A 24482-nucleotide genomic window follows, 5' to 3' on the forward strand; every position below is an offset into this window, starting at 1 on the left:
GGGCCCGAATGGGGCGAGCCGGCTACTGACGTCCCTTCGTGGAGCCGTGCTTCGGCACGTCCCACACGTCCCACACGTCCCAACGGACGTGCAGAGCCGGTGGCTTGCGGAAGACCAGACCCTTGGGCGCCGCAGTCGAGGTCTCGTCGAGCCGCAGGCCCGGGAGGCGGTCGAGGAGCGCGTTGAGGCAGGCGCGGGTCTCCAGGCGGGCGAGGTGGGCGCCCAGACAGAAGTGAGGGCCGTGGGCGAAGGCCAACTGGAGGCGCGAGTTGGCTCGTCGTAGGTCGAAACGGTCAGGGTCCTGGAAGACATCGGGGTCACGGTTCGCGCCGGCGAGCGAGACGACCACCAGATCACCGCGGCGCACCTCGGCACCGCCGATCGTCACGTCGGCGGTGGCGTAGCGGTCCACGACCGCCGCGGCGGGTTCCAGGCGCAACGACTCCTCGATCGCCGCGTCGACGAGGTTCGGATCGGCTCGCAGCAGAGCGAGTTGGTCGGGGTTGGCCAGTACGTGCAGTACCGCATTGGCGATCATGCCCTCGGTGGTCTCTATGCCGCCGAACATCAGAACGGCAGCGTTGGCCACTACCTCGGGCAGGTCCAGGCGCTTGCTCTCGGCCACCGCGACGAGCAGCGACGCATCGCGTCGTGCGCCGACCGTCGCCTCGACGCTTTCTCGGAGTTCGTCGAAGGCCGCTGCTCCGGCGGCGTCCGCCGGCCGGCCGGCGGTGATGTCGGAAACCGTGCTCACGATGGCGTCGTACCAGGACAGCACCGCCCTGGCGTCCGCGTCGACCAGACCGAGGGACTCGGCGACGACGGCGACGGCCAGGGGCCCCGCGACCTCGCGGCGCAGTTCGGCGCTGCCGCGCGGCTGGATCGCCTCCGTCAGCCGGGCGGCTTCCTGTTCCACGAACCCGGCGAACCGGTCGTGTACGTCCCGCGCGCGGAACGGGTCGGTGAAGGGGGCGCGGTGCCGTTTGTGCTCGGCGCCGTCCAGGGAGAGCATGCTCGGACCGACCACCTGGGCGGTGGAGAAGCGGGGGTCGTCCACCGTGAAGGTGGCCGCGTCACGCATGACGTGCAGGGCGAGATCCCGCCGGGTCACCAGCCAGCCGCCCAGCGCGGGGAGCCAGGAAACCGGTTCGTGGGCGCGCAGCAGGGCCAGCCGGGGATGGGGGTTGTCCTCCAGCTCCGCGAGCGTGGTCGTAGAGCCGAGCGGAAACCGGCACGCCGTCACCATAGAAGCTGCCCCTGTTCCTGTACTTGTTCCTGGAGTTCCGGTCTTGATCCGGGAACTCGCTCAAAGGGTATGTGCCGTCTCCGGCGGTGTGTTTATGCCAAGAGGCCAACGGCGGAACCGGATGAGGTCGCCGCGCTGTCTTCAGGGACACCATTCAGCTTGCCGGTACGGGGGACTCCTGATGATGCGTGTACGAGCATCGGTCTGGGCCGCGGGCCTGGTACTGACTGCGGGAAGCTTTCTTGTGGGCTGTTCGCAGGAGTACGACGACGAGCGGGGCAAGGGCGACGCCCCGGTGATGGGCCGCGAGGGCGACGACAGTCCGGCTGAGGTGTACAACATGCCGGACGGCTTCGGAAACCTCGCCACGAAGTGCGTGGGGCACGGCTATCGCGCCTACGTCACGACGAACGCCGACGGTCCGTCGAACATACAGCTCGTCAAGGACGAGTCATGCGCGAGCTGAGCATGACGGCAGGGTCGCGGTCGGGGAAGCGCCGCCTGCGGTCGGCGTATGCGGGCGTCGCCACCTGCGGTGCGCTGCTGCTCGCCGTCCTGCTCACCGGCTGCTCCCAGGAGCACGACGACGAGCGGGGCAAGGGCGACGCCCCGGTGAAGGGAAAAGCGGGCGAGGACACCCCGGCGGAGGTCTACAACTTCCCGGACGGCTTCGGAAACCTCGCCACGAAGTGTGTCGGGGACGGCAAGCGGGGCTACGTCACGACACGGTTCGAGCAGGCTGAGGACCAGGACGACGTTGTGATCGTTCCGGCGAACGCGGTGATTGTCGCCGATCTGGAATGCTCGGCACCCTGACGGAAGCCCACGCCCGACACGAGCCAGGCCCGCGCCCCTGCGGCAGCCGTGCCGTCACTTCACAGAACCCACACCGAAGTTCGTGAGTCTCTTTAAGTTTCAAGGGTTACGCTCACCGGCAGTCGAGTGGCCGAGGGCGGCCGACCCGTCGCGGCACTCGCTCCCCCCCACAAGGCACAGGAGACTCGGTGTGTACGACGGCGACGTAGTGGTGATCGGCGGCGGTTATGCGGGTGTCCGTCTGGCGAAACGGCTGGACGGGTCGGCGCGGGTCACTCTTGTGGACCGCAAGGAGGTCTTCTTCCACCGTATCGCCTCCCTGCGCGCCGGCGTGGACCCGGAGTGGACCGGGGCCCCCTTCATTCCGTACGACCGGCTGCTGCGCAACGGCCGCGTGGCTGTGGGCAAGGCGGTCCGCGTCGACACCACCGAGCGGCAGGTGGTGCTGGCCACGGGCGAGCGGCTGCCGTACGACGTGGTGGTGATCGCCAGCGGCGCCGACTACCCCGAACCGGCCCGTTTCACCGGCACCACCCCCGAGGAGGCGGCCAAGTCGTTCGCAGAGCACCAGCAGAACATCGCCACCGCCGATCACGTCCTCGTCGTCGGCGGCGGGCCCTCCGGCGTCGAGCTCAGCGCCGAGATCCGCCTGGCCCGGCCGGACGCCAGGGTCACGCTCGCCCACTCCGGGCCGGCGTTGCTCCACTCCACGGGCAGCGTACGAGCCGGGCGCAAGGCCCGCGCCTGGCTGGAGGCCCACGACGTGGAGGTGCAGCTCGACTCCTTCATGTCGCCTGGCAACGACTTCGGCACCTATCGCGACGCCCGCGGCAACGTCATCGCCGCAGACCTCTCCTTCTGGGCGACCGGCACCACCCCCAACACGCTCTGGCTGCGTCTGGCGGGACATGGCGACTGGCTGAACGAGGCCGGGCACGTGAAGGTCGACCGGACGCTGCGGGTCGAGGGGTGGCTGGACGTGTTCGCGGTGGGCGACGTGAATGACGCCACCGAGCTCAAGATCACGCCCGCCGCGTTCGCCCAGGCGGACCTGGCCGCCCACAACATCCGCACGTACCTGCAGAGTTCCGGCAAGCACCGCAAGGAGCCCCGCTCCTACCGGCCGATCCACCGCACGCCGCTCATCGTCCCCTTCGGCCCCACCGACGGCGTGACCATGCTCCCCGTACTGGGAGGGGAAACCGCGGTCCTCGGCGGCCGCACCACCACCCTGGCCAAGGCCAAGGCCCTCATGACCCCCTACATGAGGCGCCAGCTCGGATACACCGCGGCCTGAGGCACAGCACGCGGAGACCGTCTGTAAGTGTGGGCCGCCGCCAGTGCCCGGCCCGCGAGCCGGCGTCGACCGTCGCGGCGGCGGGCGTGAGCCGACCGCATGCCGGACCGGTCCGCCCGACAGCGCTCATCGCTGGGCGCTGTCTGACGGGGCTGTCCGTGTCGGCCGCCGACCCGCGCCTGCTCCGGTCGAAAACGCCCGGGTCGCATCGCCGTTTCTCCTGGTCCCGACGTGACGTTCTCACGCCGCACGCGTGAGAAACGGTGGTGTTCCGCGACGGTCGGCTCCGGAATCCTCGTTGGTGATCCCGGGTGAACGTCCTCCACAAACGTCGGACCCGCGTGGGTGTGCCGTCAGCGGTCATCCGCAGGACTTCCACCTCACGCGGGGTCAGGGGGTTCTCTCGCGTCGAGGGCGACGAGCGCGAACTCGGGGTCGATGAAGCGCTGTCCCCTGACCAGCTTGCGCACGCCGTGGACCAGACGGTCCGCCGGTGCGTTCGTACTGATGACACCGGCGGCACATCAGCGCACGCGCGAGAACGTCGCCGTCACCCTCGGCTTCGGCCACCACCTCGATGTCGTCCTCACGAGCGAGGAGAGCGGCGAACGCTCCCCGCACGAGGCGGGTGTTCTCGACGAGTAGAACGCGGATCAATGTCGCTCCCACTTGGCCGTCTGCGGCCCCCTGTGACACTTCGCCCCGGCGTGCTGGGACGCCCTGAACGCCCCAGTTCGGCAATTGCCCGACCTCAGCGGTAGGACACTTTCAGTCCGCGGAGCCGCCCGATGTTGTCGAATGATCCGAAGCCCACCCTGCCGGAGGTGAGCGTGGTGTCGACGGCGGTCATCAGCGGCCGTTTCGAGCCGTCGACGTAGACCGCGATCTCGCCACTGCTCGCGCAGCGCACCACCCGCACCTTGTGCCAGTCGGCGTCGGTGACGGCCGGTGGGGCGCCCGTCCTGCCGTTCCACTGGTCCTCGATCCGTACCCGGTCGGCATCGTTGACGACGAAGATCCCGTTGTGCGGATAGATGGTGTTGTCCGTGGAGAGGTGGACGTAGGAGAACTTCGTGTCCGACTGGTATCCGAAAACGATGATCACGTCTCGGTTGGTGATCTCGACGGGGGTGTCGAGGCGCACTTCGGCATCGATCCGTACGTCGCGGTACTCCGGACCCGCGGCCAGCACGGCGTACTCGAAGGGCCGGCGGGGGCCGGGACGCTGGACGCCGGGCTCGGCGAGGACGGCCTCGTGGCCCGGGAAGCGCCACTTGGACGGGGTGACGGGAGACCAGTTCCGTCCGGCCATGACATGCGTGAGCGTGGAGCCGTCGGTGTCGCAGGAGGCGAACTTCCGGGTCCCGGTGACCTTCCAGATCTTGCCGTTGGCCTTGGAGAGCAGATACAGCTCGCCGTCCGCGTCCCGCCCGAAGCGCAGGTCCACGCGGGTGTGCCCGGCCAGGTCCCGCATGGTGACGCGCTTGCCGCTCTCGTCGTACAGCATCAGGTCGTAGAGCCGGGCCAGTTCCTTGCTGCCGCGCCGCATGTCCTTGGTGTCGGCGAAGAGCAGCCGGCCGTCGACGATGTCACCGAAGACGTACTTGCCGCGCAGCTCGGGCAGGTCACTGCCGCGGTAGACGAAGCCTCCGACGATGGCGCGGCCCACGTCTGAGGTGCAGTTCCAGTCGGCGGGCGGGTCGTGGTCGTAGGCGGCGACGGGATACGTGTAGCCGTACTGCTCGTCGTCCTCCGGGAGCGGGAAGATCCGGGCGCAGGGGCCCGTCGGTGCCTTCTCGAAGCGGAAGGGGCCCTCGCGTTCGCTCCAGCCGAAGTTGTCGCCCGCGCGCACCTCGTAGACGGATTCGAGGGCGTGCTCGCCGATGTGGCCGAGGTACATGCGGTGGCCGCCGCCGGTGTCCCAGCTGAAGCGGTGCGGATCGCGCATGCCGTACGCGTAGATCTCGCCGAGCGCGCCGGCGGTGCCGGTGAACGGGTTCCGCGCCGGGATCCCGTACTTGCCGTTGGCGCTGTTCGTGCCGCGCGGGTCGATGCGCAGGATCTTGCCGTGCGGCAGGGACAGGTTCTGCGGCTCGGTGTTCCTGGCGCCCTGGCCGCCGTCGCCGACGGCGATGTAGAGCAGGCCGTGGTCGGGGGTGTGGGGCCGGGCGTTCGGGTTGAAGTCGATCTGCTGGATGCCGTGGATCGTGCCCGCGAAGCCGATGCGCAGCACCTCGCGGCGGGTGCCCTGGAAGGTGGCGGCCGAGGGGTCGGCGGCCGTCCATTCGGTGACGATGCCGTGGTACCTCGTCGTCGCCTGCTGCCGCATGTCGGGTACGGCGGTGGTGGCGGAGGCCAGTTCGGTGTGGACGGTGTAGAAGCGGCCGTTGCGCTTGAAGCCGGGGTCGAAGGTGACGAACCCGAAGCCCTGGCCGAGGCCCTGGCTGGCGAAGAAGGCGGGGGAGAAGGTGTCGGCGATGTCGAGATAGAGGCGCGGGGTGCCGTCCTCGACGAGATACAGCTTGCCGTTGAGGTCGGGGACGGCCATCCGGCCGGATCCGTCGGGCAGTTCACTCAAGTAGTTGATACGGGCGTGCCGTACCAGCCGTGGATCGGTGACCGGGCCGGGCGAAGGCTCCGTCTTCGGGAAGGTGGCGTACTCCTCGACGGTCAGCCCGATCCCGGAGGCCGCGGGCCGCTCCGGGATCGGGTCGGTGATGGGGTCGGCGGCCGCGTGCGCCGTGCCGGGCAGGGCGACGAGAACCGACAGCACCAGGGCGAGTGCGACGAGAGGGGCCAGCAAAAGGGCTCTCGGTCTGACGCCGGGGGATGTGTTCATCGGTATCACTCCTTTTGAGGGCTCAGCTCCGGCCGGTGCTCGACAGCCGGTACTGAGCCCGTATCCGGTCGCCGTCCACGGCCCGGTTGAGGAACATCAGGCTGTCCATGCGGCAGTCGCAGGGATTGCGTTCACCGGTGTTCTGCGGGAAGCTGCCGCCGATCTTGATGCCCCGGGGGTCGGTGGGCGAGGTCCGGTGCGGTCCAGGTCCCGAGAGGTCCCAGGGGTCGCCGGGGACGGCGTAGAAACCGTCCAGCCGCTGCCCGTTGCGGTAGAGGGCCATGGCTCCGGTGTCGAAGTCGAAGGTCGCGGCGAGGAAGACCCATGCGCCGTCCGGCAGCAGGGTCCGCCAGTCCTGGGAGGCGGCGAAGGTCTGCGAACTCGCCCCGTCGACGCGCCGGCCGAGGGCCACAAGCCGCAGCTCGCCGTTCACCTCGATGATCTCCAGCAGGCCGCGGACCGCGTGGCCGTCGGAGTCCCCCGACAGCACGCCCGCCAGACCCACGGCGTTGTAATGGTCGTCGGGGGCGGGCGTGTTGCTGTTCGGGCCCGGGTTCGAGCCGGTCATCTTGAACCAGCCCATGACGGTGATCCCCTTGACCGCGTTGAAGGCTCTCAGCGTCGGCACGCCGGTCGCCCCGTACACGCCCGCCTTCCAGTCGTCGTTGCCCGCCGTGTCCGGGTTCACCTGCCGCGTCTGGAGCGAGTTCCGGCTGCCCCGGTGCGCCCCGTCCGCCGTACGCATCAGTGACCCGCCGTTGACCAGGTCGATGTCGGTACGGGAGAAGCCCTGATCGCGTTCCTTCGCCGGGTTACCGCGCACCGGGTGCTCGAAGTCGTAGTACGCCGCCAAGTGCGGCCTCAGAGAGGGGTGTACGGCACCGCGGTCCACCCCGGCTTCGGCAGGTGCCGAGGCCAGCGCGGTCAGGGCCGTCAGGGAGGCGGCAAGGGCCGCCGCCGTGTGCCGTCTGCGTCGTATGAACATTCCACTCGCTCCTTTGCGAGGCGGATCACGGACAGCCTTGTCACGGGCCAGGGCGCATGTGCGTCATCGGCGCGCGGGCCGGCCTCCGAGGTAGAGCTCGCCCAGTTGCGGATCGGCGAGCAACTCCCGTGCCGGGCCGGAGACATGGACCCGGCCCAGGTCGAGGACGCAGCCGGTGTCGGCGGCCTCCAAGGCGCGCCGCGCGTTCTGTTCGACGAGCAGGACGGCGGTTCCCGCGTCCCGCATCCGTACGATCTGCTCGAAGACGACACCGGTCGTCTTGGGGTCGAGCCCCATCGAGGGTTCGTCGAGGAGCACCACCCGGGGTTTGACCATCAGCGAACGCGCGAACTCCACCTGTTTCTGCTGGCCGCCGGAGAGCAGCCCGGCGAGGCTCGTCCACCGCTCCCCGACGACCGGGAAGAGTTCCCGGACGAACCTCACCCGCTCGGCGATGAGCGTCTTGTCCCGGAGGGTGTAGCCGCCGAGCAGGACGTTCTCTGCGACCGTCATCTCCCGGAAGACGCTGTGCCCCTGGAGGACATGGGCGACTCCGGCGGCGAGCATCCGCTGCGGTCCGTGGCCGGTGAGGTCCTCGCCGTCGACCACGACCCGGCCCGAGCGCGGGGCAAGGAGTCCGCTGGCGACCTTCAGGACGGTGGACTTGCCCGCGCCGTTCGGCCCCACCAGGCAGACGATCGCCCCGGCGGGGACCTGGACGGTCAGCCCGCGCAGCACCAGTGCCGCGCGGCCGTATCCGGCTCGTATGTCGTCGAGTTCGAGAAGGAACGCGGAGTCAGAGTCAGACGCCAAGGTATGCCCCGAGGACTCGTTCGTCGGACTGGATCACGGAAGGTGGGCCGTCGGCGATCGGCCGGCCGCGGTCGAACACGACGACGTGGTCGCTGAGGCTCATGACCAGGTCCATGTTGTGCTCGACGATCAGGAAGGTCCGTCCCTCGGCGTTGAGTTCGCGGACCAGTTCGCAGATCCGGTCGATGAGCGCCGGGTTCACCCCGCCGGCCGGCTCGTCCAGCAGGATCAGTTCGGGCTCGCTCATCAGCACACCCGCGAGTTCCAGCAACTTCTGCTGCCCCCAGGACAGTTGGCGTGCCTCGGCGCGCTCCAGGTGCTCGATGCCCATCCGCGCCAGCCAGCCCCGGGCCCGCTCCGTCTCCTCCCGCCTGCCCGCGCGGGCAAGCTGCGCCGCGAGGGAGGGCGGCTGTACGGCGGCGAGGAGGTTGTCCAGCACGGTCATCCGGGGGAAGACGCGGCACAGTTGGAAGGAGCGCCCGATGCCGGCGCGGGCGATGCGGTGCGAGGGCTTTCCGGTGATGTCGCGGCCGCGGTAGCTTGTGCGGCCCGCGTCCGGGCGGATCATCCCGGTGACGCAGTTGAAGAAGGTGGTCTTGCCGGAGCCGTTGGGGCCGATCAGGGCGTTGACCTTGCCGTGCTGGAAGGTCACGGTGGCGGAGTCGAGCGCGGTGACTCCGCCGAAGGCCTTGGTGAGCCCGACGGTCGCGAGACTCGGTCGAGGGTCGGGCTGAGGCGCGGGCTCGGTCTCGGGCTCAGGTGCCGCTTCCGCCGCCGGATCCGGTTCGGCTTCGCTCACTGTCTCTCACCTCCGTTCCGTCCGTTCCATCCGTACCGTCCGTCGCTTCCGTTCCGTTGCGCTGTCCGTTGTCGTTCCGCTCGCGCAATTCGGCGGCGGTCACCTCGCGGATGGAGGTTTCGTCGGTCTTGAGGAAGCGGCCCAGCAGCGCGGTGGCGGCCGGGATGACCCCGTCCGGCATGAACAACACGACGACGCCCAGCACCAGCCCCGCCACGACCAGGTGCATGGGAGTGTCGCCGTACTCGAGCTTGGAGTACTCCAGCGCGTACCCGACGATCACGGCGCCGAGCAGCGGCCCGTACAGATGGCGTACGCCTCCCAGCAGCGCCATCAGCACCATGTACGCCCCGCTGAGAATCGAGAACTGGAAGACCGGGTCGAGGTCGCCGAACCACAGCGCGTAGAGCCCGCCGGCCAGCGAGGTGAAGGTGGCGGAGACGACGAACACCACGAGTTTGTACGTGTAGGTGGGGGTGCCCAGGGACTGGGCCTTGTCCTCGTCCTCGCGGATCGCCTTCAGACCCATGCCGAACCGCGAGCGGTCGATGAGCCACCAGGCCAGCAGCGCCACCGCGAGCAGCGCGGCGAAGAGGAAGTAGAAGGTGCGGTGGTGATCGGCGCGCAGCATGCCGGGGAACGGCCGTGGCACGACCAGTCCCCGGGAGCCGCCGGTGAAGGACGCCCAGCTCTGGAAGACCAGCAGCAGGATGAGGACCAGGGCGATGGAGACGATGACGAAGGAGGCGCCGCGCACCCGCAGGGCGGCATAGCCGACCGGCACGGCGAGCACGGCGACCAGCGCGGCGGCCACGAACAGCGCGGCGAAGGGCGGGAGTTCGGCCTTGGTGGCCAACAGTCCCGTCCCGTAGGCGCCGAGTCCGGCGAAGGCTCCGTGCCCGAGGGAGATGTAGCCGGTGAAGCCGCCGACGAAGTTCCACGAGGTGGAGAGCACCGCGTAGTTGAGGATCGCGATGCCCACGGTGATCTCGTACGGGCTCGGGGCCATGGACGGGAAGGACAGCGCGACGGCGACCGCCACGAGCAGGACGCCGAGGCGCAGCGCTCTGCCCGTCCAGGGCGGGAACCGGCCTTCCCGCAGCGGGGTTTCAGAATCTCTGGGCAAGCCGCCCCCCGAAGAATCCCTGTGGCCGGAAGGCCAGGGTGGCGAAGAGCGCGACGTAGAAGACGGTCTGCGCCCAGGTGGTGGAGAGTTCGAGTTGGAGCAGGCTCTGGAGCATGCCCAGCGTCATGGCGGCGATGGCGGCTCCCGGCACGCTGCCGAGTCCGCCGACGACGATGATGGCCATCAGCGGGCCGATCCAGTGCCAGTGCAGCGAGGGGTAGATGGTGGTGTCGAGGGCGAGTGCCGTGCCGCCGACGGCAGCCGTGGCGAGGCCGAGCCCGAAGCCGTAGCCGGCGATCCGGTCGGTGTCGATGCCGAGCAGCTGGGCGGCCTCCCGGTGCTGGATGGTGGCGCGGAGCGCCTGGCCGAACCGGCTGTGCTTCATCAGTACGTACAGTCCGAGCAGGGCGAGGGCGGCCAGGCCGAAGGCGATCAGCTTGACCGCCGCGATCCTCGCCCCGAAGAACTCGAAACCGGCCGAGCTGTAGCCGAGCCGGATACGGCGCTGGGTGCCGCTGAAGGCGTACCCGAGAAGTCCCTCGATGATCAGGGCGACCGAGAAGGTGAGCAGCACCGACATCATGGTGAGGGTCGCCGGGCGGAGCCGGGTGAGGAGCAGCCGCTGCATGGCGACTCCCGCGGCGAAGAACAGCGGCACGGTGACGAACAAGGTGAGCAGCGGGTCCACGCCGGTCTCCCGGTGGGCGTACCAGGCGAGGTAGGCGGCGAGGATCAGGAAGGCGGAGTGGGCGATCATCACGACGCGCATGACGCCGAAGTAGAGGGTCAGTCCGGCCGCCAGGAGGGCGTACAGCCCTCCCAGCAGCACACCGAGGACGACGCTCTGGAAGACGAGGCTCGCGGAGGGCACGCCGGCATCACCACGCCGGCTTGGGGTGGACCAGATCCGTTTCCTTCTGCGCCTCGGGGAGCACGATCTGGATCTCCCCGTCGATCCATTGCTGGATCATGTGTGCACTCTGCGGGCGGCCTTTGTCGTCCCACTTCAGCGGTCCGACGACGGTCTCCACCTCGTTGCCGCGCAGCCAGTCGACCAGCTTGCTCTGGCAGTCGGGGTCCTGGGAGGCGCAGTCGGCCGCCTCGACGGCCGCCGCGACCACCTGTCCTGTGGTGTAGGCGTTGGCCTCGTCCTCCTCCGGGGCCTTGCCGAACTGCTTGGTGTACTTCTCGACGAACTCCTTGTTGCTCGGGTAGTCGGCCTTCTGCGTGTAACCGGTGGGCGCGAGGATCCCCTCGGTCTTGTTGCCGATGGCCTTCGCGAACTCCGGTTCGGTGGGTGCGGTGGAGAAGGCGGCCATCTTCGGCTGGTAGTTCAGCTGTTGGAGGGCGACGATCAGATTGACGCCGTCCTGGTACTGGGAGCCGCCCACCACCATGTCGGCCCTGGAGTCGGCGATCTTGGCGGCGATGCTGCCGAAGTCGGTGGTGTTGGGCGGGTAGACCTCGTCGACGACGGTCTTGATGCCGCCCTTCTCCAGCTTGTCCTTGAGTCCGTACGCGGTTCCCTGGGCGAAGGGGTCGTCCATGGCGGCGTACGCGACGGTCTTGGGGCGCTCGTTCGCCGGCAGGGCGAGGATGTGGTCGGCCAGGTGGTTGTAGTGGTCGTTGGCGATGGCCGGCGCGGCGTAGAAGAGGTTCTTGAAGCCCTGGTCGAAGACTTCCGGTGCCGCTCCCGCCGGTTCGACGAAGAGCATGCCGTACTCCTCGGCCACGCGCGCGGAGGGGACGACGAGCCGGGTGGAGAAGGGACCGAAGACCAGGTCGACTTCGTCCCTGCCGATCAGCTGCTCGTAGTCGGAGACGACGCGGTCGGCGTTGGACTGGTCGTCGAGGATCTTCAACTCGACCTTGCGGCCGAGGAGTCCGCCCTTGTCGTTGACGATTTTCGCCCAGGCCTTGTAGCCGCGTTCGACGCCCTTGCCGGGTTCGGAGAAGTCTCCGGTGAGAGGCAACGAGACGCCGATCACGATGGAGTCATCGGATGAATCCTCTGAACCGGAACCGCCGGCGCAGCCGCTGGCGGCGAGCACCAGAGTCAGCGTGCCTGCGGTGATTGTCGCCTGTAGACGGTGTGTTGGTCTCATCGCTGGACACCCCTCATCGGCTGTACACCCTCACGGGTCGGCCGGATTCCGTGGTGCGTGAAAGCGCTTTCGGGGGCGCTTTCATACTATGTAAGCCGTGCAGCGCCGGTCTGGACAACAGTCGTGCACGTATCAGTTGTCCTTCGTCTGACGTCTGCGGATGTGACGTCCGGATGTGACCGGATGTGAGTCGACGGGGCGCGGCCGCTCCCGGCGCCGAGAACGTGCACGGACCGTGAGGACGGCTTAAGGATCTCGTTCGTCCGTCACAACTCGGCCAGTTTCGTGTGAAGTTGGGTGAGGGTGCGCCGGTGCAGCAGTGTCCAGTTGCGCACCTCGTGCTTTCATGTCCGCGTGTCGGAGACTGGAATTCTCGAGGAGCGGTTGCGGGAGGCAGGCTTCGCCGCCGAGTCGGTGCGGCAGGCGACCGGGGGAGTGGTCGCCGTCGCAGGGCTGGCCACGCTGCGGGACGGCAGCCGGGTGTTCGCGAAGACGCTGCGGGACACGGAAGCGGACGTGTTCGAGGTGGAGTCCGCCGGGCTGTCCGTACTGCGCGAACGGGGCGGGGCGAACACCCCGGCCGTCCTGCACGTGTCGCGGCGCCTGCTGGTGCTGGAGGCGCTGCAACCGCGCCGTGACGATGAGGACTTCTGGGAGCGCCTCGCCCACATGGTGGTCGGTCTGCACACCGCGGACGTCGGCGACCGGTTCGGCTGGCACCGCGTGGGCTGGCTGGGCCGCCTGCCGCAGAACAACGTCTGGGAGAGCGACGGCCACGCCTTCTTCGCGCGGCACAGGATCCTGCGCTGGCTGCCGGAGCCCTTGGTCGAGGCCACGTTCGACCGCGAGGAGCGCCGGGCCGTGGAGCGCCTGTGCGCCGCGCTGCCGGAGCTGATCCCGCCCCGGCCGCCGGCGCTGACGCACGGCGATCTGTGGAGCCAGAACATCCTCGCCGATGCCGCCGGAGCACCGGTACTCATCGACCCCGCGGTGTCCTGCACCTGGCCCGAGGTCGACCTCAGCATGCTGTGGTGCTCGCCGCGCCCGCCCGCATCCGACCGCTTCTTCGCCGTCTACAGCGAGCTCGCGCCGCTCGAGGCCGGCTGGCAGGAGCGGATGCCGCTGCTGCACCTGCGGGAGCTGCTCAGCTGCATCGCGCACGGCGAGAACGTCCGCAGTGCCGCCGACGGCGTCCGGAAGGTCATCGCGCCGTTTCGCCGTGTCCGCACCGCGTGAGCGCTCGTCGGGGTGGGCGCCGACGGCGCCAGGAAGCTGATCACGATTGTCGATGACGACGGCTGCTGTTCGTCTGGAACATGCCGAGGACTTCTCAAGAAAGGCCACCGACATGTCCTTCACCGCCGAAGAGCTCACTTACCTGCGGTCGCAGCCGCTCGCTCGCGTGTCCACCGTGTCTGCCGATGGGCAGCCGGACGTCGTGCCCCTCGCGTTCGAATTCGACGGCACGTACTTCTGGGTCGGCGGCACCGGATCGGGCGTGGCCGGAACGCGCAAGTTCCGCAACGTGCGCGCCGGCCACCACAAGGTCGCACTCGTCGTCGATGACCTGATCTCCCTCGATCCGTTCATCGCCCGGAGCATTCGCGTCTACGGCCATGCCGAGCCTCCCGTCGAGCGGGTCGGCATGGTCGGCCCCGGACTGTACATGCGCATCACTCCGACCGTCTCCTGGAGCTGGAACATGGCAGGCCGCCCCCGCGCGGCCGGCGACCAGTGGTACGAGACGAGGCGAACCGTCCACCCACAGCCGCCCCGCTGAAGCCGGGGAGGGCGAAGGACCGAAGCCGCGGCTGACGTTCCGGCGCTGACGGCCGCGGGAAAAACCCGGCGCGGTGTCGATCCCGGCGGGCGTCGTTCGTGTAGAGGGTGAGAGGCCGGCACGGAGCCGGCCGCAGACGGAGGAGCCCGACATGACGTACTACCTGCTCGCCATGCACCAGCCCGTCGGTGACCCGCCACCGCCCGAGGTGCTGGACCCGATCATGCGGGACCTCGGCACCGTGAAGGAGGAGATGAAGGCGGCCGGCGTGTGGGTCTTCGACGGCGGCCTGCACGGCCCCGAAGCGTCCACCGTGGTGCGGCTGCGCGAGGGCGAGGTGCTCACCACCGACGGCCCGTACACCGAGGGCAAGGAGCACCTCGGCGGGTTCACCATCATCAAGGCGCCCGACCTCGACGCCGCGCTCGAGTGGGCCCGGAAGGAGGCCGAGGCCGTGCGGCTGCTGCCGATCGAGGTACGGCCGTTCCAGTTCGCCGAGGCCGACGCCGAGGCCGGGGACTGAGCGACGTCGTGCGGGATGTGCCCACCGCGGAGATCGAGCGGGTGTTCCGGACGGAGTACGGGCGCGCGGTCGCCGTCCTGGTCCGTCACTTCGGCGACATCGACCTCGCCGAGGAGGCGGTCCAGGACGCCTTCGCCACGGCCGTCGGCCGCTGGCCCGAGACCGGCGTGCCGCCGAGCCCGGCCGGCTGGATCATCACCACCGCCCGTAACCGGACCATCGACCGCCTCCGCAGGGAGGCCAAGCGCGAGGACCGGCACGCCCAGGCCGCACTGCTGTACGCCGGGGACGCCGAGCCGGCCGAGGAGGGCCCCGTGCGCGACGACCGGCTCCGACTGATCTTCACCTGCTGTCACCCCGCCCTCGCCCCCGTCGCCCGGGTCGCGCTGACGCTGCGGCTGCTCGGCGGCCTGAGCACCGCGGAGATCGCCCGCGCCTTCCTGGTTGCGGAGCCGACGATGGCCCAGCGCCTGGTCCGCGCCAAGGGCAAGATCCGCGACGCCCGCATCCCTTACCGGGTGCCGAAGGACGCCGACCTGCCCGAGCGGCTGCGAGCCGTGCTGGCCGTCGTGTACCTGATCTTCAACGAGGGCCACACCGCCAGCTCCGGCGACGCACTCACCAGGCCTGACCTGTGCGCGGAGGCCATCCGCCTGGGCCGGCTGCTGGCGGAGCTGATGCCGGACGAGCCCGAGGTGCTCGGCCTGCTCGCGCTCATGCTGCTCGTCGAGGCCCGCCGTCCGGCCCGTACGGACGCGGCCGGCCGGCTGGTACTCCTCGCCGACCAGGACCGCGGCCGCTGGGACCGGGAACTCATCGCCGAAGGCCAGGCCCTGGTCCGCCGCTGTCTGCGCCGCAACCGGCCGGGCCTGTACCAGATCCAGGCCGCCATCAACGCCGTCCACAGCGACGCGCCGACGGCCGCCGCCACCGACTGGGGCCAGATCGTGCAGCTCTACGACCAGTTGATGGCGGTGGCCCCGTCTCCGGTCGTCGCCCTCAACCGGGCGGTCGCGGTGGCGGAGACCGCGGGCCCGGCTCAGGCGCTGCCTCTGGTCGACGCGCTGGACCTGGACGGCTACCACGTGTTCCACGCGGTCCGCGCCGATCTGCTCCGCCGCCTCGGCCGCACCGCTGAGGCGGCGGAAGCGTACGACAAGGCGGCGGAACGCACCGACAACGCCGCCGAGCGGGCCTACCTGCACCACGCCCGCGACACGCTGCGCTGATCCTGCCGGCGGTGGCTACCGGCCCTTCAGGGTTTGCGGCCGATGAAGGCGAGCATGCGGGTCTGCACGTCGGCGTCGTCGGACACCTCGACCCGTGGGCCGTACTGCCCGCTCTGGCGCAGCACGTCGTCGAGCGGCAGCATCCCCTCTAGCAACTGGGCGCACTTGTCGGGATCGAGGCGTTCGTCCTGACCGGTGGCCCGTGCCAGGTCCCAGGTGTGCATGAAGACGTCGGCGGTGTAGAACCGGTCGACCGCCTGGTCCAGTGGGACCTCTCCGATGTGCGGGTTCGACAGCAGTTTGTGTGCCGTGGCCGGATCGTCGAGGAGGGCCTGCACCGCATCGCTGTGCACCGTCCAGGCGGCCACGGGGTCGTCGTCCACGGACGGCCCTTTGGGCAGTTCGATTCCGGCGCCGGCCTTCAGGAAGTCGGGGAACCACTCGACGAGGTGACGCACCACGTCCCGGGCGACCCATCCCTCGCACGGCGCCGGGTTGTCCCAGGCCTGCGGCCGCGTGCCCCGTACGCGGTCGGTGAATACGCCCGCGACAGTGCGGTGTTCCTCGGCCGCCGTCGTCATGACTCGAGCCTCCGTAGTGGTGCGTTCGCCGGCGTCGCTGCGGCGGCTGCGGAGCAGCTCGTCGAGCCGCTCGTAGCCTTCCCGGACTCCGCCTTCCATGCCACTCTTGATCATGGTGTCGCGGGCTTCGATGGAGTCCATGAGTGATCTGGTGGTGACCCGGGTGCGACCACCGAGGTCCTCGAAAAGGGCGGTCTCCAGGCTGACGCCGTCCGGGAAGCCCTCGAAGGTGAAGGTCTGCACGATGCGCTCATGGGGGCGTACCTCGTGGAACACACCGTGAAAGCCGTACTCGGTGCCGTTGTCCTCGCTGTGCACATAGCGATAGGAGCCGCCGGTGCGGGCCTCGTACCGGTCGATCCGCATGGTGAGCCGGCGCGGGCCGAGCCACTGGACGACCAGGTCGGGATCGGTGTACGCCCGGAACACCCGCTCCGGGGGAGCGTCGAACTCCCGGGTGATCACGATGGTGGGCAGAGCCGGGTCGGCCACGATCAGCGTCTCGTTGCGGTGCTGAGTGTCGTTGGTGCTCATGATGCCGCTTCCTCTGTCGGGTAGTCCTTCGACGGGGGTTCCTTCGTGGGGGATTCCTTCGTGGGGGTGTCCGTCACCGGCTGCTCGTCCATCCGGTCAAGGACGGCATCGAGACGACGGAAACGGTCCTCCGCCTCACGCCGGTAGCGCTCGATCCACTTCGTCATCAGGTCGAAGACCTCTGCCTCGAGGTGGCAGGGCCGCCGCTGAGCGTCCCTGCTGCGGCTGACCAGACCGGCGTCTTCCAGGACTCTGATGTGTTTGGACACGGCCTGCACCGTGACGTCGTACGGCTCGGCCAGTTCGTTGACCGTGGCGTCGCCGGCGGCGAGCCGGGCCACGATGTCCCGCCGTGTCGGGTCGGCCAGAGCGGAGAACACCTGGGACAGCCGGTCGTCGGTCACCTCTCACCTCACTTATTCAACCGATTGGTTAAATAGCGTAGGGTCGCGCTCCCGGCTTGTCAACCGAGTGGTTGAATAGCGAGTGAGCGTACGAGAAACGTGGCGGCGCCCGTGGGCTGTTTTTCGCTGAACTTCTACGACGTTGATCGAGTGGTCACGCCACCTGCACGGGCGTACCGTCGAACGGTGGACAGAGCAGTGGACCGAACCGGTCGCTGACCCCTCGCGAGGGTTCGACCTCCGAGAGTGCGAAACGCCATGAGCAGCAGCCCGCAGCCGTCCCCTTCAGCGCAGACCACCACCCAGGAACGCGGTGGTGGCGGCAACGCGATGGCGCTGCTGGTCATCGCGTCGTGTCAGCTCATGGTGGTCCTGGACATCACCATCGTGAACATCGCGCTGCCGCACATCCAGAGCTCCCTGGAGTTCTCCACCACCAGCCTGTCCTGGGTGGTCAACGCGTACACCCTCACCTTCGGTGGTCTGCTGCTGCTCGGCGGCCGGACCGGCGACATCCTCGGCAGGCGGCGCGTCTTCATCTTCGGGGTGCTGCTCTTCGCGCTCGCCTCCCTGCTCGGCGGGTTCGCACAGAACGCCGGCCAACTCCTCGCCGCCCGCGCCCTCCAGGGCGTCGGCGGCGCCATCGCGTCGCCGACCGCACTCTCCCTGGTCAGCACGACGTTCCGGGAAGGGCCCGAGCGCAACCGGGCCTTCGGGGTGTTCGCCGCGGTCTCGGCGGGCGGTGGTGCGATCGGACTGCTCGCGGGCGGGGTCATCGTCGAGTGGCTGAGCTGGCGGTGGGTGCTCTTCGTCAACGTCCCGATCGGGCTGCTCCTCGCTCTCGCCACGCCCCGCTGGATCAGGGAGTCCGAACGCCACCCGGGCCACTTCGACTTCACCGGCGCGCTGACCTCCACCGTCGGCATGGTGCTGCTGGTGTACGGCTTCATCAGGGCCGCGCAGGACGGCTGGGGGGACGCGCTGACCCTGGCCTCGTTCGCCGCGGCCGTCATCATCCTGACGGTGTTCATCCTGGTCGAGAAGCGTTCCAGGCAGCCGATCACGCCGCTGCACATGTTCGCCGACCGTAACCGCGCGGGCACCTACGGCATGATGCTGAGCCTCGCCGCCGCGATCTTCGGCATGTTCTTCTTCCTCACGCTGTTCACGCAGAACGTGCTGGACTTCAGCCCGCTGAAGACCGGTCTCGCCTTCCTGCCGGTCAGCGCGGTCATCGCGATCGGTGCGGGCCTTGCCTCGCGGTTCCTGCCCACGTACGGCCCGAAGCCCTTCATGGTGGTGGGCGCGATCCTGGCGGCGACGGGCCTGGCCTGGCTGACCCTGACCGACGTCCACTCCACCTACGCGGGCAGCGTCCTCGGCCCGATCCTCGTCTTCAGCCTCGGCATGGGCATGGAGTTCGTCTCGCTGACGTTGATGGCGCTCTCCAACGTCGCCACCCAGGAGACGGGCGCGGCCTCCGGGCTTCTCAACGCCACCCAGCAGGTCGGTGGCTCGCTCGGACTGTCCATCCTGGTCACGATGTTCGGTACGGCCAGCAGGAACGAGGCCGACGAGCAGGTGCCGCGTTTCCTGGAACAGGCGACCCCGGCCGAGCGCCTTCGCTTCGAACGCACCGGGGATCTCCCGCCGCCCTGGGCCGACGAGGTCCTCACCTCCGGGGTCTCGGCCGCCTTCATCATGGCGGCGATCTTCGCCGTGCTCGCGGCACTGATCGCCGTCCTGGTCATCCAGGTCCGCCCGTCCGACCTGGAACGCCTCAAGGGCGGGATGGGCCCCGGCCCGGTCTGAAGCGGAGACGTTCACCAGCGGCGAGTGGTGTCCGGCTCGCCGCGGGCGAGGAGGGTCCGAGGAGACCGCGTTCGCCTACCGCGACGCCGACTTCTCCACCGCCCTCAGCCCCGCCCTGCCGACCCGCGCCGAGTGCGAGGCGACCATCGACTGGGCGCGCGCCTTCGCAGGGGCACTGGAACCACACTCGACGGGGGCCGGCTACGTGAACTTCATGGACGCCGACGACCAGGACCGGGTGCGGGCCAACTACCGGCAGAACTATGACCGCTTGGCGTCCGCCAAACGGCGCTACGACCCCGGCAACCTGTTCCGCCTGAACCACAACATCGCACCCTGAGGGGCCGTCGCGCCGCTGCGGGAGCTCCATCGGCAACAGTCACGCGGTCAGGCCAGTGAGCAGGCGGAGCTGTTCAGGGTGAAGGCGGTGGGGTTGGGATTCGCGGTCGCCCGGGTGGCCGTGAAGCCCAGCGTGACGGAGCCCGCCGCGGGGATCGTCGCGGTGTACGAGGCGGAGGTGACGCCGACCTCGGAGCCGCTCTGCGTGGCGGTGCCTCCCCACAGGTTGGTGATGCGCTGGCTGTCGGGGAAGGTCCAGCGGAGGGTCCAGCCGTTGATCGCCGAACTGCCGGTGTTACGGATGGTGATCTCGCCCTGGAAGCCGCCGGGCCACTGGCCCGTCACCCGGTAGTCGATGCCGCAGGCCGCCGACGATCCGCCGGAGGAGGTGGTGACGGCCACCGTGCCGGAGCGCTGCGAGCGGTTGCCGGCGGCGTCGCGGGCGTAGGTGGCGAAGGTGTAGGAGGTGGACGGGGCGAGGCCGGTCAGAGTGGCGGCGGTGTCGGCCGTGGTGGTGACGACGGTCTCGGTCCCGCCGCTGACGCGGACGACGTCGTACCCGGTGACGCCCGTCGTGTCGGTCGCGGCGGCCCAAGTCAGCTTCACCGAGGACGAGTTCACCTGCGAAGCGGTCGGCGTCCCAGGGGCGGTCGGGGGAGTGGTGTCGCCTCCGCCCGAGGAGTAGACGGTGGCTTCCTCGGAGGTGGCGGCGATGCCGTTCGCACCGTTGAAGAGCCGCTGTCCCCAGGTGGTGAGCTGGTTCGGGTCGAAGTTGGTGACCATGTCCAGGTATTCGACCCCGCCGCCGTTTCCGCTCCAGGACCAGCCGAGGTAGCCGAGGCCGAGCTGCTGTGCGGTGGCGAGGATGGCGTCCTCGTCAGGGTTGCCGTCCGAGTGGTCGTGACCGAACTCGCCCACCACGATGGGGAGTTTCGCGGCGACGAAGCGGTTGAGGTAGTCGCTGACCTCGGCGGCGGTGTCGAAGACGCCGTACATGTGGATGGAGAAGATCGTGTTGGCGTCGGGGTCGGCGGCGAAGACCGACGCGGCGTTGTCGCGCATGGTGAACGCCCAGTCCTGGCCCCAGTTGGGCGCGTCCACCATGATCGTGTGGTCGAAGCCGGCGTCGCGGAGCTTCTGGATGGCCGCCTTGGTGTCGGCCGTCCAGGCGGCGTAATTGGTGTTCCCGTACGGCTCGTTGCCGATGTTGACGATGACGTAGTCCTCTTGGCCGGCCAGGGCGCTCTGCACGCTGATCCAGTAGTCGGCGGCGCGGGAGAGGGTGGCGGCGCCGCTCTGTTCGCCGTAACCCGTGGTGTCGTGCACCTCCAGGACGCAGATGAGCCGGTTCTGCTTGCACTGGGTGACGACGTTCGCCACGTCGGCGGTGTCGTTACGGGTCCACCGGTCACCGCTGGCGAGGACCACGCGTACGGTGTTGGCCCCCTTGGCCTTGATGTGGGCAAGGGAGTTGATCCGGTCCGGATACCAGGTGTGGGCGTGGTTGACGCCGCGCATCACGAAGTCGTTCCCGGACGCCTCCAGCAGCCGGCCGTTCTCGATACGGAAGCCGGTGGGCGCGGCATGGGCCGGGGTGCTGAGGCCGAGCAGGGGGAGAAGCAGGGCGGCCAGAAGGCTGAGAATCGTGACGTTCCGTAAGCGTAAGTGGCGACTGCTGCGCATGGTGTTCCCTTCCCTGAGTGATGTGGGAGCGCTCCCATGGCCATCAAGCCATTGTTGTCATTGACGCGTCAAGAGGCCGGCGACCGGCGGTGCAGGAGGGGCAGATGAAGGAAGAGGTGAAGAACGAGGGTGAGGAAGGAGACCCCTAGTCGCTCCCCGTCCCGGCCCGGGTCTCCACCTCGGAGCGCAAGGCGGGCTCGCGCAGTTGCCCGGCAGGGACGTCGGACGGATAGAACTGGGCGTACCAGCGGCGCAATGCCTTGATGCCCTTTTCGTGGGGCAGCAGGACCGGGCGCGGTTGGTGGATCTTGTGATCCCAGATCCGGACCTCCTCGCGCACCTCGCCCAGGGCCTCCGCCCGGAAGACGAGCTTGAGGGCGGGCACGAGGAACGGGAGCCGGGACGGCTTGCGGATGTAGTACAGCATTCGCATCTCGCTCGTGCGGTCGTCGACGGGGGTGGTGAGGGCGACGGCGGTCACCGAGAGGACGGGGCCGTGGGAGCGGACCACCATGACGCCCGGTCCGTACATGAACGCATCGAAGGTGTTGTTGATGTCCCACCCGAGAACGCGCCGCCCGATCCGGCCGCGGACCTCGGCGAAGGGGCCGTCAGGCCGCAGGTCCTGCACGGGTGGTTCGCTCTGGCCGTGGATGAAGTGGAAGTGGGACTCGTCCACGATGTTCTCGCGCATCTCCTGGACGTGGATACGCGCTCGGCAGGTGTCGTCGATCGGATCGGCGAAGTCTCCGGACCCCGTCTCCGGGATCTCCGGTACCTCCCACGACGGCTCGCCCGGCCCGGCGTAGACGAAGATGAGCCCGCTGTGTTCGCTGACCGGGAAGCCGCCGAGGGACACCTTGGGGGTGCGGACCGCGAACGGTGCCTCCACGCACCGGCCGTCCGCACCGAACCGCCACCCGTGGAACGGGCACTCCACGGCGCCGTCCACGACCTTCCCGCCCACGCCCAGATGCGCGCCGTAGTGCGGACAGTGCGCGTCACGCACGGTCGGCTGCCCGTCCGCTCCGCGGAAGGCGATGAGGGCACGTCCGAAGTAGTGCAGGCTGACGACCTTGCCCGGTCGCAACTCGGCGCTGCGGAGCACGGCGTACCACCCGTACGGAACAGGCGGCATCGGATACTCATCGGCTCGCGGATCGCGCGGCAGGGCGGCCAGCTTGTCATGGCTACGGCGAAACAGCATGCGCCGAGGCTAGCTTGCTCTTCACTTCCAGCCGTACGCGTACGCGGCGACCCACGTGACGTCGAGCTGGGCGCTGCTGCCCGGAGCCGCGCCCGGCCCCTCCAGGGCGCTCTCGTTCTGCAGTACCCAGGAAAGGGGGCGGTCAGGCACCCTGCGGGTGTCGTGCCCGGTCTGGCGGCCGTCCACGAAGAACCGCACATGTCCAGGCGTCCACTCGGTCGAGACGGTGTGCCACTCCGTCCAGTCGTCAGCCCCCGGGAAGTAGCCCTGCTCGCCTCCGCCGCACGGATGATGGAACGCGGTGAGGGGGCCGGTCCACTCGCCTTCGGGGTGGTTCATCTCGCAGCCCCCGCCGTAGTGCAGCCAGGCGGACTTGTATCCCGGAGCCAGTTTCGTCACCTTGATGCGGGCGCTGTACTTGCCGTACTTCATCTGCATGACGGCCCGTGGCACCACTGCCGCAGCATGCACCGGACCGCCGTCGGCGGGCCGCCACATCCGGATGCGCATCCTTCCGTCGCCGTTCTCCGCGGGACCCACGCTCACGGTGTCCTCCGGGTGGTAGACACCCACGACGTCCCGGTCCCGGCCGCCCGCCGTGTCGGGCCAACCGGTCGGATACGCCCACCAGTTGTCGCGGTACTTGCCGCGCAGGCCGCCGCAGTACGCGGCGGAGGTGTCGACATGGTGATCGCAGTCGCTGAACGCGCCCAGCGGCACCCGGTCACCGTTGAAGTCCTCCGCGAGGACCTGCCAGAACGGCCCGCAGTCGCCCCGGGGCAGCTCGGTGCCCGTGGTGCGGCAGGTGTCGGCCGACGAGGGCGCCCCGTCCGCGCGGGGGACGCCGAGGAGAACGGCCGGGAGCATGAGACCGAGAGACACCAGCAGGGCGCGCTTACGACGGTTCGGCGCTGCGTGTGACCCCATCGGAAGGCTCCTCCGGTCCTCGGCCCGCGTGCGGTGCGATGTGCCGCGCGAAGGAACAGCCTCGCCGCAGGGCAGGCGCAGCGCCATCCCCGGAACGGGCCTCGTACCGGACTGTCATGCTCCGCCGAGAGGTCAGGACTGCCGACGGGTCTGATCACCGCGTTCGGCGTTCTTCGCCTTGATGCGTTCCGCTTCCTTGCGGACCTCGGCCTGGGTGGCGCGCTCCTTCTCCAGCCACTCGGGCCGGTCCGTCTTCAACGCCTCGATCTGCTCGGTGGTCAGGGGCTCCGTGACTCCGCCGCGCGCGAGACCCGCGATGGAGACGCCCAGCTTCGCCGCGACCACCGGGCGGGGATGCGGGCCGTTGCGGCGCAGCTCCCGCAGCCACTCGGGCGGATCGGCCTGGAGCTCGTTCAGCTCGGCGCGCGAGACGACGCCCTCCTGGAACTCGGCGGGGGTGGCCTCGAGGTACACACCCAGCTTCTTCGCCGCGGTGGCGGGCTTCATGGTCTGGGTGGTCTGGTGCGACTTCATGCTGTCAAGACTATCGACCGCGTACGAGGCCTCCGACCACGACCGGTAACCTGGCGGAGTGACAGGCTCGGAAGCATCCCCCTCGTTCCGCCTCGCGTACGTCCCGGGGGTGACGCCCTCCAAGTGGGTGCGGATCTGGAACGAGCGGCTGCCCGACGTTCCACTGACCCTCGTCGATGTGTCGGCCGTCGAAGCAGCCGACGTGTTGCGGACCGGCGGAGCCGACGCGGGACTCGTACGGCTGCCGGTCGACCGTACGGTCTTCAGCGCGATCCCGCTCTACACCGAGTCGACGGTGGTCGTGGTGCCGAAGGACCACATGGTGACGGCTGCGGACGAGGTGACCGTCGCGGATCTCTCCGAGGACATCGTGTTCCACCCGCTCGACGATGTCCTCGACTGGGAACAGCGACCGGGACGGCCCGCCATCGAGCGCCCCGCCACGACGGCGGACGCCATCGAACTCGTGGCGGCAGGCGTGGGTCTCCTCCTCGTCCCCCAGTCGCTGGCCCGCCTGCACCATCGCAGGGACCTCACCTACCGACCGGTGGTCGACGCGCCTCAGTCGAGCGTCGCACTGTCGTGGCCCGAGGACGCGACCACCGACCTGGTCGAGGACTTCATCGGGATCATCCGCGGACGAACGGTCAACAGCACGCGAGGGCGCACCCCGCCTCCGGCGCAGCCGAAGCCCAAGCGCCGCGAAGCGGCGGACGCCCGCCGGAAGCCCACATCGACCGGCCGAAGCCCCCGAAGCGGTGCCGGCGGCAAGCGGGGGAAGCCTCGCCGCCGGTCGTAGGTCTGCGGCCACCGCGTCCATGGGCGGCTGCGGGTCCGTCGTGGGTGGTCGCGTAGTTCCCCAGCCCCGCCCCTTCCCGAAACTGGGGGCTGCGCCCCCAGGCC

The 24482-nt window shown here is 69.4% G+C and carries 24 protein-coding genes and 1 pseudogene; 11 read left to right on the top strand and 14 right to left on the bottom strand.

Going from position 1 to position 24482, the window contains the following annotated elements:
* Positions 1-22: 22 nt before the first annotated feature.
* Positions 23-1246: a cytochrome P450 gene (locus G5C60_RS01855; protein ID WP_165254365.1), complete on the bottom strand. Its 1224-nt coding sequence runs from the start codon at positions 1244-1246 to the stop codon at positions 23-25.
* A 181-nt stretch (positions 1247-1427) separates the two neighbouring features.
* Between G5C60_RS01855 and G5C60_RS01860 the strand changes: the two genes are divergently transcribed.
* The 4 genes from G5C60_RS01860 to G5C60_RS50910 all read left to right on the top strand — a co-directional run bounded on the left by G5C60_RS01860 (position 1428) and on the right by G5C60_RS50910 (position 4004).
* Entirely contained in the window at positions 1428-1712 is a 285-nt protein-coding gene (locus G5C60_RS01860) for a hypothetical protein (protein ID WP_206438977.1), read from the top strand.
* A complete protein-coding gene (locus tag G5C60_RS01865; protein ID WP_206438978.1) occupies positions 1700-2062 on the top strand; it encodes a hypothetical protein in 363 nt (120 codons plus the stop codon). Before G5C60_RS01860 ends, G5C60_RS01865 begins: the two co-directional genes overlap by 13 nt.
* A gap of 190 nt (positions 2063-2252) precedes the next feature.
* Positions 2253-3359: an FAD-dependent oxidoreductase gene (locus G5C60_RS01870; RefSeq protein WP_165254366.1), complete on the top strand. Its 1107-nt coding sequence runs from the start codon at positions 2253-2255 to the stop codon at positions 3357-3359.
* A gap of 507 nt (positions 3360-3866) precedes the next feature.
* The gene (locus G5C60_RS50910) at positions 3867-4004 is read left to right on the top strand and encodes a hypothetical protein (protein WP_206438979.1); all 138 of its coding nucleotides are present in this window, start codon (positions 3867-3869) and stop codon (positions 4002-4004) included.
* A 106-nt stretch (positions 4005-4110) separates the two neighbouring features.
* Here G5C60_RS50910 and G5C60_RS01880 read toward each other — a convergent pair whose 3' ends face one another.
* From G5C60_RS01880 to G5C60_RS01910, 7 genes are all read right to left on the bottom strand, one after another.
* A complete protein-coding gene (locus tag G5C60_RS01880) occupies positions 4111-6198 on the bottom strand; it encodes a PQQ-dependent sugar dehydrogenase (RefSeq protein WP_165254367.1) in 2088 nt (695 codons plus the stop codon).
* A 22-nt stretch (positions 6199-6220) separates the two neighbouring features.
* Positions 6221-7183, bottom strand: a complete 963-nt coding sequence (locus G5C60_RS01885; RefSeq protein WP_165254368.1) for a LamG domain-containing protein — start codon at positions 7181-7183, stop codon at positions 6221-6223.
* Positions 7184-7246: 63 nt separating this feature from the next.
* Positions 7247-7996, bottom strand: a complete 750-nt coding sequence (locus G5C60_RS01890; RefSeq protein ID WP_165254369.1) for an ABC transporter ATP-binding protein — start codon at positions 7994-7996, stop codon at positions 7247-7249.
* A complete protein-coding gene (locus G5C60_RS01895) occupies positions 7986-8795 on the bottom strand; it encodes an ATP-binding cassette domain-containing protein (RefSeq protein WP_165254370.1) in 810 nt (269 codons plus the stop codon). Before G5C60_RS01895 ends, G5C60_RS01890 begins: the two co-directional genes overlap by 11 nt.
* On the bottom strand, positions 8752-9921 hold the full coding sequence (locus G5C60_RS01900) for a branched-chain amino acid ABC transporter permease (protein ID WP_206438980.1): 1170 nt from the start codon (positions 9919-9921) through the stop codon (positions 8752-8754). The genes G5C60_RS01895 and G5C60_RS01900 overlap by 44 nt, the downstream gene beginning before the upstream one ends.
* Positions 9905-10792: an ABC transporter permease subunit gene (locus tag G5C60_RS01905; protein WP_165254371.1), complete on the bottom strand. Its 888-nt coding sequence runs from the start codon at positions 10790-10792 to the stop codon at positions 9905-9907. Before G5C60_RS01905 ends, G5C60_RS01900 begins: the two co-directional genes overlap by 17 nt.
* A gap of 7 nt (positions 10793-10799) precedes the next feature.
* Entirely contained in the window at positions 10800-11972 is a 1173-nt protein-coding gene (locus G5C60_RS01910) for an ABC transporter substrate-binding protein (RefSeq protein WP_206438981.1), read from the bottom strand.
* Positions 11973-12380: 408 nt separating this feature from the next.
* On the opposite strand from G5C60_RS01910, the gene G5C60_RS01915 reads away from it, so the two are divergent.
* From G5C60_RS01915 to G5C60_RS01930, 4 genes are all read left to right on the top strand, one after another.
* Entirely contained in the window at positions 12381-13262 is an 882-nt protein-coding gene (locus G5C60_RS01915; protein ID WP_165254373.1) for a fructosamine kinase family protein, read from the top strand.
* A gap of 52 nt (positions 13263-13314) precedes the next feature.
* Positions 13315-13806, top strand: coding sequence for a PPOX class F420-dependent oxidoreductase (locus G5C60_RS01920; RefSeq protein WP_241266423.1), 492 nt, complete (start codon positions 13315-13317; stop codon positions 13804-13806).
* 151 nt (positions 13807-13957) lie between these two features.
* Positions 13958-14329: a YciI family protein gene (locus G5C60_RS01925; protein ID WP_165254374.1), complete on the top strand. Its 372-nt coding sequence runs from the start codon at positions 13958-13960 to the stop codon at positions 14327-14329.
* 8 nt (positions 14330-14337) lie between these two features.
* Positions 14338-15558 (top strand): sigma-70 family RNA polymerase sigma factor, encoded by a 1221-nt coding sequence (locus G5C60_RS01930; protein WP_165254375.1) that lies wholly within the window; start codon positions 14338-14340, stop codon positions 15556-15558.
* 26 nt (positions 15559-15584) lie between these two features.
* On the opposite strand, the gene G5C60_RS01935 is transcribed toward G5C60_RS01930, so the two are convergent.
* Both G5C60_RS01935 and G5C60_RS01940 read right to left on the bottom strand, forming a co-directional pair.
* Positions 15585-16673 carry a TIGR03086 family metal-binding protein gene (locus G5C60_RS01935; protein WP_165254376.1) on the bottom strand — a complete coding sequence of 363 codons (1089 nt, stop codon included), beginning with the start codon at positions 16671-16673 and terminating at the stop codon, positions 15585-15587.
* Entirely contained in the window at positions 16670-17077 is a 408-nt protein-coding gene (locus tag G5C60_RS01940) for an ArsR/SmtB family transcription factor (RefSeq protein WP_338145651.1), read from the bottom strand. Before G5C60_RS01940 ends, G5C60_RS01935 begins: the two co-directional genes overlap by 4 nt.
* 258 nt (positions 17078-17335) lie before the next feature.
* Between G5C60_RS01940 and G5C60_RS01945 the strand changes: the two genes are divergently transcribed.
* Positions 17336-18889: an MFS transporter gene (locus tag G5C60_RS01945; protein ID WP_165254377.1), complete on the top strand. Its 1554-nt coding sequence runs from the start codon at positions 17336-17338 to the stop codon at positions 18887-18889.
* A 46-nt stretch (positions 18890-18935) separates the two neighbouring features.
* Positions 18936-19229: pseudogene (locus G5C60_RS53925) on the top strand (BBE domain-containing protein); the annotation flags it as partial.
* Between the two features lie 47 nt (positions 19230-19276).
* Here G5C60_RS53925 and G5C60_RS01955 read toward each other — a convergent pair.
* From G5C60_RS01955 to G5C60_RS01970, 4 genes are all read right to left on the bottom strand, one after another.
* A complete protein-coding gene (locus G5C60_RS01955) occupies positions 19277-20911 on the bottom strand; it encodes a cellulase family glycosylhydrolase (protein ID WP_165254378.1) in 1635 nt (544 codons plus the stop codon).
* A 145-nt stretch (positions 20912-21056) separates the two neighbouring features.
* Positions 21057-22118: a Rieske 2Fe-2S domain-containing protein gene (locus G5C60_RS01960; RefSeq protein WP_241266411.1), complete on the bottom strand. Its 1062-nt coding sequence runs from the start codon at positions 22116-22118 to the stop codon at positions 21057-21059.
* A 21-nt stretch (positions 22119-22139) separates the two neighbouring features.
* Complete coding sequence (locus G5C60_RS01965; protein ID WP_165254379.1) at positions 22140-23045, bottom strand: glycoside hydrolase family 16 protein; 906 nt, start codon at positions 23043-23045, stop codon at positions 22140-22142.
* A gap of 132 nt (positions 23046-23177) precedes the next feature.
* Positions 23178-23579: a DUF5997 family protein gene (locus G5C60_RS01970; protein ID WP_165254380.1), complete on the bottom strand. Its 402-nt coding sequence runs from the start codon at positions 23577-23579 to the stop codon at positions 23178-23180.
* Between the two features lie 58 nt (positions 23580-23637).
* On the opposite strand from G5C60_RS01970, the gene G5C60_RS01975 reads away from it, so the two are divergent.
* A complete protein-coding gene (locus G5C60_RS01975; RefSeq protein ID WP_165254381.1) occupies positions 23638-24378 on the top strand; it encodes a LysR substrate-binding domain-containing protein in 741 nt (246 codons plus the stop codon).
* The last annotated feature ends 104 nt before the right edge of the window (positions 24379-24482 follow it).

The organism is Streptomyces scabichelini (genome assembly GCF_011045015.1).
Classification (GTDB): domain Bacteria; phylum Actinomycetota; class Actinomycetes; order Streptomycetales; family Streptomycetaceae; genus Streptomyces; species Streptomyces scabichelini.